This is a genomic window from Xanthomonas albilineans, assembly GCF_009931595.1.
GTDB lineage: Bacteria > Pseudomonadota > Gammaproteobacteria > Xanthomonadales > Xanthomonadaceae > Xanthomonas_A > Xanthomonas_A albilineans.
Genome location: NZ_CP046570.1, coordinates 3,456,678 through 3,473,228 on the forward strand (window position 1 = coordinate 3,456,678; position 16,551 = coordinate 3,473,228).

The 16,551-nt window shown below is 61.6% G+C and carries 11 protein-coding genes and 2 pseudogenes; 9 read left to right on the forward strand and 4 right to left on the reverse strand.

All coding sequences use genetic code 11. From position 1 onward, the window contains the following. Positions 1-62 precede the first annotated feature (62 nt). The 4 genes and pseudogenes from XaFJ1_RS14500 (at position 63) to XaFJ1_RS16595 (ending at position 4,875) form a co-directional block, all read left to right on the forward strand. Positions 63-1,520, forward strand: coding sequence for a glycoside hydrolase family 5 protein (locus XaFJ1_RS14500; RefSeq protein ID WP_238988313.1), 1,458 nt, complete (start codon positions 63-65; stop codon positions 1,518-1,520). A 207-nt stretch (positions 1,521-1,727) separates the two neighbouring features. Then, positions 1,728-1,877: pseudogene (locus tag XaFJ1_RS14505) on the forward strand (ATP-binding protein); the annotation flags it as partial. A 513-nt stretch (positions 1,878-2,390) separates the two neighbouring features. Continuing rightward, positions 2,391-3,992: a cellulase family glycosylhydrolase gene (locus XaFJ1_RS14510; protein ID WP_425509559.1), complete on the forward strand. Its 1,602-nt coding sequence runs from the start codon at positions 2,391-2,393 to the stop codon at positions 3,990-3,992. 139 nt (positions 3,993-4,131) lie between these two features. Beyond that, positions 4,132-4,875, forward strand: a complete 744-nt coding sequence (locus tag XaFJ1_RS16595; protein WP_425509560.1) for an ATP-binding protein — start codon at positions 4,132-4,134, stop codon at positions 4,873-4,875. 208 nt (positions 4,876-5,083) lie between these two features. On the opposite strand, the gene XaFJ1_RS14520 is transcribed toward XaFJ1_RS16595, so the two are convergent. Beyond that, positions 5,084-5,254 carry a hypothetical protein gene (locus XaFJ1_RS14520; RefSeq protein WP_155394565.1) on the reverse strand — a complete coding sequence of 57 codons (171 nt, stop codon included), beginning with the start codon at positions 5,252-5,254 and terminating at the stop codon, positions 5,084-5,086. A gap of 150 nt (positions 5,255-5,404) precedes the next feature. Here XaFJ1_RS14520 and XaFJ1_RS14525 point away from each other — a divergent pair, with 150 nt between their 5' ends. From XaFJ1_RS14525 to XaFJ1_RS14545, 5 genes and pseudogenes are all read left to right on the forward strand, one after another. Further along, entirely contained in the window at positions 5,405-6,988 is a 1,584-nt protein-coding gene (locus XaFJ1_RS14525; protein ID WP_425509561.1) for a cellulase family glycosylhydrolase, read from the forward strand. Between the two features lie 242 nt (positions 6,989-7,230). Next, a pseudogene (locus XaFJ1_RS14530) lies at positions 7,231-8,616 on the forward strand (M16 family metallopeptidase); the annotation flags it as partial. A gap of 180 nt (positions 8,617-8,796) precedes the next feature. Beyond that, on the forward strand, positions 8,797-9,735 hold the full coding sequence (locus XaFJ1_RS14535; RefSeq protein ID WP_045757049.1) for a GAF domain-containing protein: 939 nt from the start codon (positions 8,797-8,799) through the stop codon (positions 9,733-9,735). Between the two features lie 191 nt (positions 9,736-9,926). Further along, positions 9,927-11,618, forward strand: coding sequence for an alpha,alpha-trehalase TreA (gene treA / locus XaFJ1_RS14540; protein WP_012917442.1), 1,692 nt, complete (start codon positions 9,927-9,929; stop codon positions 11,616-11,618). 348 nt (positions 11,619-11,966) lie between these two features. Continuing rightward, positions 11,967-12,782, forward strand: a complete 816-nt coding sequence (locus tag XaFJ1_RS14545) for a transporter substrate-binding domain-containing protein (RefSeq protein ID WP_012917443.1) — start codon at positions 11,967-11,969, stop codon at positions 12,780-12,782. 229 nt (positions 12,783-13,011) lie between these two features. Here XaFJ1_RS14545 and XaFJ1_RS14550 read toward each other — a convergent pair whose 3' ends face one another. The 3 genes from XaFJ1_RS14550 to XaFJ1_RS14560 all read right to left on the reverse strand — a co-directional run bounded on the left by XaFJ1_RS14550 (position 13,012) and on the right by XaFJ1_RS14560 (position 16,473). After that, the gene (locus XaFJ1_RS14550) at positions 13,012-13,932 is read right to left on the reverse strand and encodes a CorA family divalent cation transporter (protein ID WP_045757050.1); all 921 of its coding nucleotides are present in this window, start codon (positions 13,930-13,932) and stop codon (positions 13,012-13,014) included. Positions 13,933-14,013: 81 nt separating this feature from the next. Continuing rightward, complete coding sequence (gene cycA, locus XaFJ1_RS14555) at positions 14,014-15,390, reverse strand: D-serine/D-alanine/glycine transporter (RefSeq protein ID WP_012917445.1); 1,377 nt, start codon at positions 15,388-15,390, stop codon at positions 14,014-14,016. Between the two features lie 207 nt (positions 15,391-15,597). Continuing rightward, complete coding sequence (locus tag XaFJ1_RS14560; RefSeq protein WP_012917446.1) at positions 15,598-16,473, reverse strand: DMT family transporter; 876 nt, start codon at positions 16,471-16,473, stop codon at positions 15,598-15,600. Positions 16,474-16,551 lie beyond the last annotated feature (78 nt).

A 16,551-nucleotide genomic window follows, 5' to 3' on the forward strand; every position in this document is an offset into this window, starting at 1 on the left:
CAAATTTAGGCCGGCCCATTTCGTGCTGACCATTATTGGAGAAACGCACGATGAGTAGGTCAATGAGACCCCGTATTACCCGCTGTCTGTTGGCAGCGGCGTTAATGCTGGCAAGCAGTTCGGCATCGAGCTACACCATCAAGGGCGGCCAGGTCATGGACGACAGCGGCAAGCCCGTGCAACTACGCGGCGTCGCCTGGTTCGGTTTCGAAACCCCGCTACACACCACGCATGGTCTGTGGGTGCGCAACTGGAAGGACATGATCACGCAGATGCAAAGCCTGGGCTTCAATGCCGTGCGCCTGCCATTCTGCCCGCAAAGCCTGCAGGCTGTGTCGCCCGGCAGCATCGACTACAGGCTTAACCCAGACCTGCAAGGGATGAATTCATTGCAGTTGATGGACACGATCATCAAGGAACTCAGCAGCCGCGGCATGTACATCCTGCTCGATCAGCACTCGCCCGATTGCAATACGATCACCGAACTGTGGTACACCGACTCCTACAGCGAACAGCAATGGCTGGCCGATTTGACCTTCGTCGCCAAGCGTTATGCCAATGTTCCAGGCGTGATCGGTCTTGACCTGAAGAACGAGCCGCACGGCGCAGCGACCTGGGGCACCGGCAACACCTCCACCGACTGGAACTCGGCTGCAGAGCGCGCCTCCGCGGTCGTTCTGAACGCCGCGCCGAGATGGCTGATCATTGTCGAAGGTATCTACACGAATCCGAGTTGCTCCAGCAACACCGCCGCCCACTTCTGGGGCGAAGACCTGGAACCGCTGGCCTGCACCCCGCTCAAAATCCCGGCCGATCACCTGCTGCTGACCCCGCATATATACGGCCCGGACGGGTACATGCAATCCTACTTCAACGACCCCAACTTCCCGAACAACATGAAAGCCATTTGGGAGCAGCACTTCGGCCAGTTCGTGCAAGCCGGTTATGCGCTGGTGCCGGGCGAGTTCGGCGGCAATTACGGCCAGGGCAAAACGAAGGAAAAGGACGTGGCCTGGCAGAACGCGCTAGTCGATTACCTGACCAGCAAGAACATCCACGGCGGCTTCTACTGGGCGCTCAATCCGAATAGTGACAACATCGGCGGCATCCTCAACGACGACTGGACCACGGTGCGCACCGACAAGGTGGCGATGTTGCATAAGCTGTGGGGCACCGACGGTGGTGGTGGTGGTGGTGGTGGTGGTGGTGGTGGTGGTGGTGGTGGTGGTGGTGGTGGTGGCAATGGCAATAGCAATGGCAATGGCAGTGGCAACTTCAGCACTCATGTCATCGTCGACAGCGATTGGCATGCCGGCTATTGCGAGCGCGTGCAGGTGACCAACACCGGTAACACCGCAGGCAACTGGGAACTGACCATGCCGATCAGCGGCAAGGTCAACAATCTGTGGAATGGCAATTGGAACCAACCCGACACCAACCTAAACGTGAAGGGCGTGGATTGGAACAAGACCCTGCCCCCTAGTGCCACGGCCGAGTTCGGCTTCTGTGCCGTGCGCTGATCCCACGCAATAACAGCGTCATCGTGCGCACTATACGGTGACTGCCAACGGCAGCGTGGCAAAACGCGGCCGTTGGCGCTTTTGGCCATCGCAACGCGTTGAACACACGTTGCAGACATCGACGATGAAGAGCGAAGCAAGCACAGCCGTACCGATCCGTATTAGGCGCCATGCATTCTCTCGCTGGCGCCGGTTGCAGCTGACATCGCATTCGCCGACGATCAAACGCTCACCACAGCGATGCTCGACCGGCTCCTGCACCACGCCCACATCGTGCAGATCACCGCAGAGAGCTACCGATTGAAGGACAAACGCAAGGCAGGCCAGACGGCAAGGAGGGTAGCGGCGGTCGCTTGACCGACGCGTGCGCTACTCGGACGGAGTCGCACAGGGCGTAGCCCGAAGCGGCCGAGCAGCGCGATGAAGAAGACCCCGGGTGGGTCAGATTTAAATCGGCGTTGACACACAGCTTGGATCAAGTTAAGCGCGCCGACCAGACCAAGCGTCTGCGGCTGTCGCCGCGCGCCTATGACCCGACGTGAGCAAACAATCAGACTGCCGCACTTCCAGTGCGCGACGATGCGATCAACAGCCGCCTCCAAATAGCGGCACAGTTCGCACTTTCCGAACCGATTACAGACTGGCGCCACACAAAAAGCATCGTCGTCACGTTATTGATACTCAATCCGTGGACAAATAAAACCGATGTGCGGAAATTCACGACTTCTTTTTCTGAAACTCTCAATTATTACCTTGCAGGTAATTTCCAATAGGTAATTGCCTACCACGAGGTAATTACCACACATAACTTTAGGTCGGCCCATTCCGGGCCGACCATCTATTTTGGAGAGAAGGACAATGACTAGGTCAATGAAGCCCCGCATTACTCGCTGCCTGTTGGCAGCGGCGTTAATGGTGGCCAGCAGTTCGGCATGGAGCTACGCCGTCAAAAACGGGCAGATCGTGGACGACAGCGGCAACGCCGTGCAGCTGCGCGGCGTGAACTGGTTCGGTTTCGAGACCCCGGAACATATCGCGCATGGTCTATGGACGCGCAACTGGAAGGACATGATCACGCAGATGCAAAGCCTGGGCTTCAATGCCATGCGCGTGCCATTCTGCCCGCAGACACTGCATGGCGCATCGCCCGGCAGCATCGACTACAGCCAAAACTCAGACCTGCAAGGAATGAGCTCGTTGCAGGTGATGGACAAGATCATCAACGAATTCAGCAGCCGCGGCATGTATGTGCTGCTCGATTTCCACAGGCCCGATTGCAATGCGATCTCCGAACTGTGGTACACCGACTCCTACAGCGAAGCACAGTGGAAGGATGATCTGGTATTCGTCGCCAAGCGCTACGCCAACGTGCCGGGCGTGATCGGTCTCGACCTGAAGAACGAGCCGCACGGCGCAGCGACATGGGGCACCGGCAACGCCGCCACCGACTGGAACTCGGCGGCAGAGCGCGCCTCCGCGGTCGTGCTGAGCGCCGCGCCGAACTGGCTGATCTTTGTCGAAGGTATCGCCTCGAATCCGAGCTGCTCCACCAACAATGCCCACTTCTGGGGCGAAGACCTGGAGCCGCAGAAGTGCGCCCCGCTCAACATTCCCGCAGATCACCTGGTGCTGAGCCCGCACGTGTACGGCCCGGACGTGTACGGGCAGCCGTACTTCAGCGACTCGAACTTCCCGAACAATATGAAGGCCATCTGGGAACAGCATTTCGGCCAGTTCTCGCCCAGCAATGCGGTGATACTGGGCGAGTTCGGTGGCAAATACGGCCAGGGCGACCCGAAGGACGTGACCTGGCAGAACGCGCTGGTCGATTACCTGATCGGCAAGCAGATCAACAGCGCGTTCTACTGGTCGTGGAATCCGAACAGCGGCGACACCGGCGGCATCCTCAACGACGACTGGCACTCGGTGCGCACCGACAAGGTTAACCTGTTGCATAAGCTGTGGGGCACCGACGGTTCCGGTGGTGGTGGCTCCACCGGTGGTGGTGGCTCCACCGGTGGTGGTGGCTCCACGGGTAGTGGTGGCTCCACGGGTGGTGGTGGCTCCACGGGTGGTGGTGGCTCCACCGGTGGTGGTGGCTCCACAGGTGGTGGTGGCTCCACAGGTGGTGGTGGCTCCACAGGTGGTGGTGGCTCCACAGGTGGTGGTGGCTCCACGGGTGGTGGTGGCTCCACAGGTGGTGGTGGCTCCACAGGTGGCCCCAGCTTCAGCACTCATGTCATCGTCGATAGCGATTGGCAGGCTGGTTATTGCGAGCGCGTGCAAGTCACCAACAACGGCACCACTGCAGGCGACTGGAAAGTGACTCAGACGATCAGCGGTACGGTCAACAACCTGTGGAATGCCAAGTGGAAACAGTCCGGTACCAAGCTCAGCTCCAACGGCGTGGATTGGAACAAAACCCTGGCGCCCGGCGCCACGGCCGAGTTCGGCTTCTGTGCCGGACGCTGATGCCATGCGGTAACACCGTCACCGCACAGTGACTTGCCAACGGCAGCGTCGCAAACGCTGCCGTTGGTGCTTTTGGTCATCGCAACGCGTTGACCACACATTGCAAACACCGCCCATGAAGAGGGAAGCAAGCGCAGCAGTGCCGATCCATATTGGGCAAAATGCATTCTCTCACTGGCGCCGGTTGCAACTGACATCGCGCATCCCGGTCAATCAATCAGCCAACGCTTGCAGGAAGGCGTCCATACGCGCGCTCAGGCATACCAAACCATGGGGGTTCCTGCTCAACCGCGGCGACGCATCGCAATCGCTGATCCTGGCCGACTTGCTGGCGCCCTGGAGCAAGGCGCAGAACAATCTGGCCATCGGCGTCGCGAACGGCGCATTCGGCGGCATCTTCACCTCGCGTTTGAAGATGCTCGGCCCCAGCGGGGTCGGCAAGACGCACATCTCCCTGGCGCTGTGTCAGCGCGCAATGCTGGCACGACACAAGGCATGGTTCATCACGGCCGCCGACCTGATGATGCAACCGGCCGCGGCAAAGGCGCAGAACTGGCTGAAGGACGACTTCAATGGCGCGGTGCTCGGACCGAAGCTGCTGGTGATCGACGAGATCGGCTACCTGCACTTCGGGTGCGACGAGGCGAATCTGTTCTTCAACGTCGTGGCCAAGTGCTACACGCGCGGCTCGATGCTGCTCACCAGCAACCTACCTTTCACGCAGTGGCAAAACGCCTTTGCCAACGATAAGACGCTCACCACTGCGATGCTCGACCGGCTGCTGCACCACGCCCACATCGTGCAGATCACCTCAGAAAGCTACCGATTGAAGGACAAATGCAAGGTCAACCAGACGGCCATGAAGGGGACGGCGCTCGCTTGAGCGACGCGCGTGCTACTCGGCCGCACAGGGCGTAGCCCGAAGCGGCCAAGCAGCGCGATGAAGAAGCCCACAAGTGGGTCAGATTTACTTCGACGATCCGACGGAAAGTGGCTCAGATTTAATCGGCGTTGACAGCATCAGGCTTGGTGTACCGACCAAGCAACCGCTCCTGTCCTCGCATACGTATGGCCCCCACGTGAGCAAATAATCAGACTGCCGCAGTTCCAGTGCCCGGCGATGCGATCAACAAAAACGTCAAAATAGCGGCGCAGTTCACAATATCCGAACTACTTGCAAAATGAAGAAAAACAAAAAGCATCAGCGTCACGTTATTGATACGCAATCCGTGGACAAGCAAAACCGATGCAAGGAAATTCACGACTTCTTTTTCTGATACTCCCGATCATTATCCTCAGGTAATTGCAAAACACCAAGTTAGTTACCTACCACTAGCCCACCCACATACACGACTTTAGGCCGGTCCATTTCGGGCCGACCATTATTGGAGAGAAACACGATGACTAGGTCGATGAAACCCCGCATTACCCGCTGCCTGTTGGCAGCGGCGTTAATGGTGGCCAGCAGTTCGGCATGGAGCTACGCCGTCAAAAACGGGCAGATCGTGGACGACAGCGGCAACGCCGTGCAGCTGCGCGGCGTGAACTGGTTCGGTTTCGAGACCCCGGAACATATCGCGCATGGTCTATGGACGCGCAACTGGAAGGACATGATCACGCAGATGCAAAGCCTGGGCTTCAATGCCATGCGCGTGCCATTCTGCCCGCAGACACTGCATGGCGCATCGCCCGGCAGCATCGACTACAGCCAAAACTCAGACCTGCAAGGAATGAGCTCGTTGCAGGTGATGGACAAGATCATCAACGAATTCAGCAGCCGCGGCATGTATGTGCTGCTCGATTTCCACAGGCCCGATTGCAATGCGATCTCCGAACTGTGGTACACCGACTCCTACAGCGAAGCGCAGTGGAAGGATGATCTGGTATTCGTCGCCAAGCGCTACGCCAACGTGCCGGGCGTGATCGGTCTCGACCTGAAGAACGAGCCGCACGGCGCAGCGACATGGGGCACCGGCAACGCCGCCACCGACTGGAACTCGGCGGCAGAGCGCGCCTCCGCGGTCGTACTGAGCGCTGCGCCGAACTGGCTGATCTTTGTCGAAGGTATCGCCTCGAATCCGAGCTGCTCCACCAACAACGCCCACTTCTGGGGTGAAGACCTGGAGCCGCAGAAGTGCGCCCCGCTCAACATTCCCGCAGATCACCTGGTGCTGAGCCCGCACGTGTACGGCCCGGACGTGTACGGGCAGCCGTACTTCAGCGACTCGAACTTCCCGAACAATATGAAGGCCATCTGGGAACAGCACTTCGGCCAGTTCTCGCCCAGCAATGCGGTGATACTGGGCGAGTTCGGTGGCAAATACGGCCAGGGCGACCCGAAGGACGTGACCTGGCAGAACGCGCTGGTCGATTACCTGATCGGCAAGCAGATCAACAGCGCGTTCTACTGGGCGTGGAATCCGAACAGCACCGACACCGGCGGCATCCTCAATGACGACTGGACTACGGTGCGCACCGACAAGGTTGCCTTGTTGCATAAACTGTGGGGCACCGACGGTTCCGGTGGTGGCGGCTCCACAGGCGGTGGTGGCTCCACGGGTAGTGGTGGCTCCACGGGTGGTGGTGGCTCCACGGGTGGTGGTGGCTCCACGGGTGGTGGTGGCTCCACGGGTGGTGGCGGCTCCACAGGTGGTGGCGGCTCCACGGGTGGTGGCGGCTCCACGGGTGGTGGCGGCTCCACAGGTGGTGGTGGCTCCACGGGTGGTGGCGGCTCCACGGGTGGCCCTAGCTTCAGCACTCATGTCATCGTCGATAACGATTGGCAGGCTGGCTATTGCGAGCGCGTGCAAGTCACCAACAACGGCACCACTGCAGGCGACTGGACAGTGACTCAGACGATCAGCGGTACGGTCAACAACCTGTGGAATGCCAAGTGGACACAGTCAGGTACCACGCTCAACACCAGTGGCCTGGATTCGAACAAGACCCTGGCGTCCGGCCAAATGACCGAGTTCGGCTTCTGTGCCAATCGCTGATTCCATAGGGTAATACCTTCACCGTGCTCACTGCACGGTGACTTGCCAACGACAGCCTCGCCAGACGCTGCCGTTGGCACTTTGGATCATCGCAACGCGTTGGCCACACACGTTGCAGCCACCGATCATCAAGGGCGAAGCAGATACAGCCGTGCCGATCTGCATCCGGCGCAATGCATTTTCTTGCTGGCACCGGCGATAACCGATATAAAGCCAACTATAGCGTCGGCAAGAACCAGGTTGATCGCACCATCGGCGTACCGAACATCACCCAGTTCCCTAGCCTGCGTTTCCCGCAGTTACAGCGCGGCAAGCTCAAGAACGGCATCGAGGTGGTACTGGCCGAGCGCCACACCATTCCGGTCACCCAGATCGAACTGCTGTTCGACGCCGGCTACGCGACCGACCAGGGCCACAAGCTCGGCACCGCCAACTTCACCGCGGCGCTGATGAACGAGAGCACCGGCAACCTGGATTCGGTGGACGTGGCACAGCGCCGCCAGCGCCTGGGCGCGATGACCAGCGTGTCCTGCGCACTGGACAGCTGCGACGCCTCGCTCAACGCACTCAACGACCAATTGGCGCCGTCGCTGCAACTGTTCGCAGACATCGTGCGCAACCCTGCGTTCAAGGCCGAGGACATCGCGCGCATCCGCAGCCAATGGCTGGCCTACATCGCGCAGGAAAAAGCCCAACCAAAGAGCCTGGCGCTGCGTATCCTGCCACCGCTGCTGTACGGTCCGCAGCATCCCTACGGCGTGCCGCTCACCGGCACCGGCACCGAAGCGGCAATCAAGGAATTGAATGCCAGCGACCTGCGCGCCTTCCAGAACAATTGGCTGCGTCCGGACAACCTGCGCATCTTGGTGGCGGGCGATACGACGCTGGCGCAGATCATCCCGCAGTTGGACGCCGTCTTCGGTGACTGGCAACCTCCGAAGAGCAAGCGCCCGGCCAAGCCACTGCCGCAAGTCGCCGCACAACCCAAACCGCGGGTGTTCCTGCTCAACCGCGACGACGCGCCGCAATCGCTAATCCTGGCCGGCCTGCTGGCGCCCTCGACCAAGACACCGAACAATCTGGCCATCGACGTCGCGAACAGCGCATTCGGTGGCAGCTTCACCTCCCGGTTGAACATGAACCTGCGCGAGGACAAGCGCTGGGCCTATGGCGCCGAAAGCTTCATGCAGGATGCGCTGGGACAGCGTCCGTTCCTGTTCTTCGCGCCGGTGCAGACCGACAAGACCGCCGAGTCCGCGTCGGAGATTCTGAAGGAGGCCAAGGCGGTGATCGGCGACAAACCCTTGACCAACGAGGAGATCGCCAAGACCAAGAACCAGCTCATCCGTGCCCTGCCGGGTAGCTTCGAGACCACCAGCGCGGTACTCGGCGCAATGGAGGACATCGTCCAATACGGGCGTCCGGACGACGATGTGCAAACCTTGAAGACCCGTCTGGAAGCGGTCGATCAACCCGCTGCGGAAGCGGCAATCAAGGAAATCGTCGCGCCGCAGGCGATGACCTGGGTCATCGTCGGCGACCTCAAACAGATCCAAGCTCCGGTGCGCGCACTGAAACTCGGCGAAGTACAGGTGCTGGACAGCGACGGCCAACCGATCAAGCACTGATCCACGACCGCGTGCGCCGCGCCTGCGCCTAAATCGCAGCGCGGACACAGCACCCGTCGAGATGACCACGACCATGGAGGATACACGGCGGACGCACCATCACGCTTGACTGCCCATCGATGCCTTACTGCAGTCGTGTGAGTTATGGTATGAGGCGTTGCGCGATCTTTACCAGAATTGATGAACACCAGCGCCATGACCGACGAAGCAAGACGCCAGCACGCGCTCGACCGTTATCGCATCGTCGGCAGCCCGCCCGATGACGCCTACCAAGACATCGTGCAGGTCGCCGCGTCGCTATGCGATACGCCTATCGCACTGATCTCGCTCCTGGACCGCAACCGGCAGTGGTTCAAGGCACGAGTGGGACTGGAAGCACAGCAGATTGAACGCAGCCAGGCGGTGTGCGATTACGCCATCCGCCAACCCGGACAATTGCTGGAAATCCCCAACCTTGCCGAGGATCCGCGCTTCGCCGACATGCCCCTCCTGGTGAACGGCGACATCAGCGCACGCTTCTATGCTGGCATGCCGCTGGTCACCGGCGAGGGCATCGCACTAGGCACGGTGTGTGTGTTGGATATCGCACCACGCCTACTCAACGATACCCAGCGCGAGGGCCTGCACGCACTGGGACGCATGACCATGCGGCTACTGGAAGAGCGCCTGCACGCACTGCAACGTGAGCGCGAGGCGATCCTGCAACCGCACCAGCCGACCGATGTCCAGCACACCGACGCCGATAGTCGCTATTGGGTGGTCATCCTGGAAGTACAGGAACTGGCCGCACTGGCCGATCAACAAAGCGAACGCCTGCTAGGTAGTGCCCTGCAACAGCTCGACCGCACCCTCACCAGCTACGTGCAAGACGGAGGGAGCGACAGCGTGGATCGCGCGACCGAGCATGCGGAGTTCATCGTCATGCTGCACGGTACAGATGCCGAGCGGAAACTGCACGGCTTACGCCAGATCGCAGCACGGCAACGTGCATTGGGACTGACCGTGCTGATGGGCGATGCCGAAGCCACCTGTGCTGACGAACCAATCGGCCAAGTATTTATGCGCGCCGAAGCCGCACTCAGTGGCGAGAAAGACCGCTATCAACAAAACACCACCTAGGCGTTCGACGCCCCTCCGCCGCACATGCGGCGACGGCATCGGACATCCCGGCGATATACGGCCATTGGCCGCGTAAGGCACATTTCTTGCATCTCGTTGCATCGCGACCAAGTATCGGCCTGCATCCGTTCGTACTCACATTGTTATTTCCGTCGTTTACCATGCCCCACGCATCCTGCTCTGGACCGAACATGAGCCATGCTGCTCCTCCCTCCTGCACACCGCTGCTGAGCTTGTCGCTCGGCCTGCTACTCGGCAACTGCGACGCCACTGCCGAACAGGCCGTGCCGGCGCTCACACAAGCCAAGCAGGAACCACCGCAGACACCGGATCTGGCCTACCCGGAACTTTTCCAGGACGTGCAGGAACAAGCACTGTTCGACGACCAGAAGCACTTCGTCGATGCGACACCGCGACGTGATCCGGCGCTCATCAATACCGACTATTTGGCGCAACGCCAGAAACCCGACTTCGATTTGCGCCACTTCGTCGCAGCCAACTTCGAGGAGTCCGGCCCGGCGCTGCCCGAGGCGATCCACCAAGACAGCGACCTGGGCACCCATATCGACGCCCTGTGGCCGCTGCTGGTGCGGCATCAGACGGAGGTGCCGGCCTACAGCAGTCTGCTGGCACTGCCGCACCCGTACGTGGTGCCCGGCGGACGCTTCGGCGAGATCTACTACTGGGACTCCTACTTCACCATGCTCGGCCTGGTGCACAGCGGCCAGACCGAACGTAGCCGACAGATGCTGGACAACTTTGCCTATTTGATCGACACCTACGGACACATCCCCAACGGCAACCGCACTTACTACCTGAGCCGTTCGCAGCCACCGTTCTTCTCGCACATGGTGCAATTGCAGGCGCAGGTGGAAGGCGATGGGGCTTATGCGCGCTATCTGCCGCAGTTGCAGAAGGAATACGCGTACTGGATGGACGGCGCGCAAGCGCTGGCGCCGGGCAACGCACAGGCGCACGTGGTACGGCTGACCGACGGCAGCCTGCTCAACCGCTACTGGGATGCGCGCGACACCCCGCGTCCGGAAGCCTGGCTGCATGATGTGCGCACCGCCGCCGCGGCCAAGCGCCGCCCTGCCGCGGAGGTCTACCGCGATCTGCGCGCCGGCGCCGAAAGCGGCTGGGACTATTCCAGCCGCTGGCTGGGCGACCGCAAGACGCTCGCCAGCATCCGTACCACCGCCATCGTCCCGGTCGACCTCAACAGTCTGCTTTATCACTTGGAAAGCACCCTGGCCCTGGCCTGCGCGAAGAACCCGGGCGCTGCCGGCTGCGATACCGACTACGCAGCCCTGGCCAGCGCACGCAAAACCGCGATCGACAAGCATCTTTGGAGCAGCGCCGGCTACTACGCCGACTACGACTGGCAAAAGCGCCAGTTGCGCGAGCAGGTCACCGCAGCGGCACTGTACCCATTGTTTGTGGGTCTCGCCTCACAGGATCGCGCCAAGCGCAGCGCCGACACCGTACAAGCGCAATTGCTGCGCCCAGGCGGCCTGGCCACCACCCGCTTGCATACCGGCCAACAATGGGACGAACCCAACGGCTGGGCGCCGCTGCAGTGGATCGCAGTGGACGGCCTGCGCCGCTACGGCCAGGACGCCATCGCCCAACGCATCGGCAGCCGCTTTCTGGCACGAGTGCAGGCATTATTCGCGCAGCGGCACACACTGGTGGAAAAGTACGCGGTCGATGGCCAGACCAACGGCGGCGGCGGCGGCGAATACCCGCTACAGGATGGCTTCGGCTGGACCAACGGCGTGACCTTGTTGCTGCTGGATCTGTACGCGCCGGGGAGCACTACATCGCCACAGTCTCAGCACCAACCCGTGTCTGAAGCGATGTTGGAACCGGCCATGCTCTGAGTAGACACGCACACGGCGCTGCCAGGCATACATCGCGGCGCTGCTCAAACTCGACCAGCGCCTGACGGGTAAAGCCACTGGTCTCACCGCCCAGCCCAGACGCTTTTTCGAACGCAATCGGCGCGGCCTTATCAACAGGATCAGCGGCATCGCTGCCGAGGTTGCTGCTCTCTAGTTGCTGCTCTCTACAATGCAAGGCCGCTTTGAAAGGCATGTCCGCAAACTGCCATGCCACCGCCAGTCGTGCAGGATCGCGCAGAAACCAGATAAGGTAATACGCGTCGGCAGCGCGACAGCCATCGAATCGTCAGCGTACACAGACATCCGCATGCCATCGAGGAGAACCGCATGACCCGAGGCCTCGCCGCCGGCCTGCTCGCCACCGTCCTCGCGCTGCCGCTACACGCCGCCCCGTCGCATCTGGACACCATCGTGCACAATGGCGCGCTACGCGTGTGCACCACCGGCGACTATGCCCCGTACAGTTTGCTGCGTGCGGACGGCGGCTACGAAGGCATCGACATCGCCCTGGCGCAGTCGTTGGCGGCCAGTCTGGACGTCCCGGTGCAGTGGGTGCCCACGCGCTGGCCGATGTTACTGCCGGATCTGCTTGCGGACCGCTGCGATATCGCGGTCGGTGGCATTTCGGTGTCGTTGCCGCGGCAACGCCAGGCCGGGTTCAGCGCCGTGCTCGAGGTCGACGGCAAGATCCCGCTGCTGCGTTGCATCGACCGTGATCGTTACCGCACCGTCGCTCAGATCGACCACCCCGAGGTCCGCGTGATCGAACCGCGCGGCGGCACCAACGAAGCCTTCGCGCACCGCGTATTGCCGCACGCGCAATTGATCTTGTCCGACGACAACCCGGCGATTTTCAATGAACTGCGCGAAGGCCACGCCGACGTGATGATCACCGACGCCTCGGAAGCGCGCTTCCAGCAGCGACGCACGCCTGGGCTATGCGCGGTGAATCCGCAACAGCCACTGCAGTATGGCGAAAAGGCGTTCCTGCTGCCGCGCGACGACGTCGCCTGGAAAGCCTACGTCGATCAGTGGCTGCACCTGAGCAAGGCCAGCGGCGCCTACGCACGGATCGTTGCGGATTGGCTGGGAGAAACAGACATGTCGCCGTCCAGGCCAGCGGCGTTCGCGCCAGAAAAATAAGCAAGTCGAACCAACAATCGGCATGAATAACCGATTCGGGTGCATTCACGCTAACGCGCGTGGTGGTCGTATCGCAATCGTATTCGCTGTCGAATCGAGCAAGTACGACCATCGTGCAAGGCATGCCCGAAGGTCGACCAGGACATCATTGCGAGCAGAGCGTCGCGCCGGGGAACGCCGCTCGCATCGCGCCAGGGTGCCGGACCTGCGACCGCGCGCCGCGGCGCGCTCAGATCCAACCGCGACGACGGAACCATGCCAGCGGCAACAGCATGCTCAGGACGATCACACCCAATGCCCAGTAGTAAGCGTTGTGCCATTTCAGTTCGGGCATGTGCGCGAAATTCATGCCCCAAATACCCACCAGCACCGTCGGCGGAATCCCCACCACCGACGCCACCGCCATCACCTTCATCACATTGTTCTGGTCCACGTTGATCATGCCCAGCACGCTGTCGAGCAGGAATTCGATGCGGTCGTTCAATTGCTGCTCGAATTCGCTCAAGGTGACCAGATCCTTGCGCAGCAAGCCGATGCGTTTGGCCGCATCCGCGCCGAACCACTCCGGCGCGGCATCGTCCAGATACGTGGTCAAGCGCAGCAACCCATGACCCGCGTTGTGCATCCCGCCAAGGCGCTGGCCCATGTCGCCGACATCGCGCAGCATCCGCTCCAGATGGCGCGACTTGTGCCGCGCATGCGGCTTGTCGAATGCCAAGCGTGTGGTCTCGGTGATTTGCACCTCCAGCGCTTCCAGCCGGTCGGCCAAACGTCCGACGAGTTGATCGAGCAGGCGCAGCAGCAGGTCATCGCTGCTGCGGCACGGGCTACGCTGCAACTGCGCGGCCACCGCATCAAACGACTCCATCGGCTGCTCGCGCTGGATCACCAGCACCCGCGGCGACACGGCAAACCCCAGCGGCGCAGTCGGGCCATCGTCATCCTGGAAGCGCGGCACGTTGAGGAACATCACATCGCCCTCGATGCGCACCCGGCTACTGAACTCGATCTCGCCGATCGCCGCACGCGTGGGCACGGCAAAGCCGACCTTACGATCGACTTCGGCCAACTCCTCGGCGCTGGGCTGGCACAGATCCACCCAGCACACTGACGCGTCGGCAGTTCCGCCAATGCGGTGGATCGTCATCATCGGGCGCGGCTCGCAGACGGCATGAGCGCGAGCATCCGCTGCCGGGTGCGCAGCGTCAACGACGGCTGCGCGCGCATCGGCTCAAGCACCGTCGTTGCGACACTTGAGCGCATAGCCCACGCCGAGAATCAGGAACCACACCGGGCTGGCCAGCAGTGCCTGGCGGGTGTCGGTCTGCAAGGTCAGCAACGCCACGACGAAGGCGAAGAACGCCAGGCAGACATAGCACATCGCCACGCCGCCCGGCATCTTGAACGCAGACGCGGCATGCAGGTGCGGACGCTTGCGTCGGTAGGCGATGTACGCACACAGGATCAGCGACCAGACGAACATGAACAACACCGCCGCCAACGTGGTGACCAGGGTGAAGGCGGTGACCAGGTTCGGGATCAGATACACGAGCGACGTGCCGCCGAGCAAGCAAGCACACGAGAACAGCAACCCGCGTGCCGGTACCGCCGCCTGCGAGAGCCGGGCAAAACCGCGCGGGGCATGCCGCTCCTCGGCCAGACCATAAAGCATGCGGCTGGTGGAAAAAATGCCACTATTGGCCGAGGAAGTGGCCGAGGTCAGCACCACGAAATTGATCAGACTGGCGGCGGCGGGCACGCCGGCGAGCACGAACAATTCCACGAACGGGCTCTTGCCCGGCACCACCTCGCGCCACGGCGTCACCGCCATGATCGCCACCAGCGCCAATACGTAAAACACCAAAATCCGCACCGGGATCGAATTGATCGCCTTGGGCAGGTTGCGGTGCGGATCGGCTGTCTCGGCGGCGGTGGTGCCGACCAGTTCGATGCCGACGAAGGCAAACACCGCGATCTGGAAACCAGCGAAAAAGCCGTTCAGACCCTTCGGGAAGAGGCCACCATCGTTCCACAGGTTCGCCAACGAGGCCACGTGCCCGGACGGCGCGTGGAAGCCCCAGGCGACCAGACCAGCACCGGTGAGGATCAGCGCGCAGATGGCGACGATCTTGATCAGTGCGAACCAGAATTCCATTTCGCCGAACAGCTTCACCGTCACCAGATTCAAGCTCAACAGTACCAGCACGCACAGCACCGCCGGAATCCAAGGCGCCAGCGTCGGGAACCAGAACTGCGCGTAGGCGGCGATCGCAATCACGTCGGCGATGGCGGTGATGATCCAGCAGAACCAGTAGGTCCAGCCGCAGAAAAACCCGGCCCACGGCCCGAGCAGGTCGGTAGAAAAATCGATGAATGACTTGTATTCCAGGTTCGACAGCAACAACTCGCCCATGGCGCGCATCACGAAGAACAGCATCACCCCGATGATCAGGTACACGAACAGGATCGACGGCCCGGCCAAACTGATGGTCTTGCCCGAGCCCATGAACAGGCCGGTGCCGATCGCGCCGCCGATCGCGATCAACTGCAAGTGACGGTTGGACAGGCTGCGCTGCAGGTGGTCGGGTAGAGCGGATGGATCGGTCATGGGCACAGGCCATCGCGGGGGAATGGCCTACCAACATAAAAGATGGTGACAGCGCGCGCCAGCATTAGCGCACCTTAGCGGGCCTGCAAGCGCTCCCGGCGGCGATGGCATCGCTGCGTTGCACACGCGGGCGTATGGCGATTTCCTGATCGATGCCGGTCTGGCCGGACTGCGCGTCGTTGTGCCTGAAACGCTGACAGGATTCAGTTACACGATCTTGGTCCGCCGCCACCATTGGGTGACTTTTTCCTCGCGCACGAGCGTGAACAACCCGGCGCCCAGGATCAACGCGATCCCCACCGCCATCGGCCAATCCAGGCGATCGTGAAACACCCAGTAGCCGAAGCCGATGGCCCACAGCATCTGGCTGTACTGGGTCGGCGCGACCGCGCTGACCGGCGCCGCGTGCGAAGCACGCATCATGAAGATCGCCGCCAGGCCGGCCAACAAGCCGTAGCCAATCAGTAATCCCCATTGCGTCAGCCTCGGCCAGACGAAGTGCGGCAACATCAACAACCCACCCATCAGCAACGGACCAAACACGCTGGCGCCGTAGAGGGTCAACCGCTTCTCGCCCGGCCCGGCCATGCGCAAGCTGATGACCGACACCGCACCCACCAGTCCGCAGACGATGGCCGCGACATGCCCCTCGCTCAAGTGTCGGAACCCTGGGCGCAACACGATCAGCACGCCGATGAAACCCACGATCACCGCCAGCCAGCGCCGCCAATGCACCTCCTCCTTGAGCAGCAACACCGACAGTACAGTGACGAAGATCGGCATCAGGAAAATCAGCGCGAACGCCTCGGCCATCGGCAACAAGGTGAACGCGGTCACCGCCGAGAGATTGCCGGCCGCGCCAGTGAACGCGCGCAGCAGCCAGATACTCGGCCGCTGGGCCACCACCACCTCGCGCCAGCGGTCGCCCGGCTTCTTCAGGAACGGCAGCGCCGTGAGCATCAGCAGCGCACCGAAGAACACCACTTCATAGGCCGGCAGCGTACCCTCCAGGCCTTTCACGAACGCATCGCTGATCGAATAAGCCGCATAACAGGCGAAACCAAGCAACACACCTTTAATCATCGACGATATCGACCGCCGCGACACCGCGACGCCCTGCAGATGGAGGAGCTGCAGTATCCCTTTTTTCCCACGCGTCTG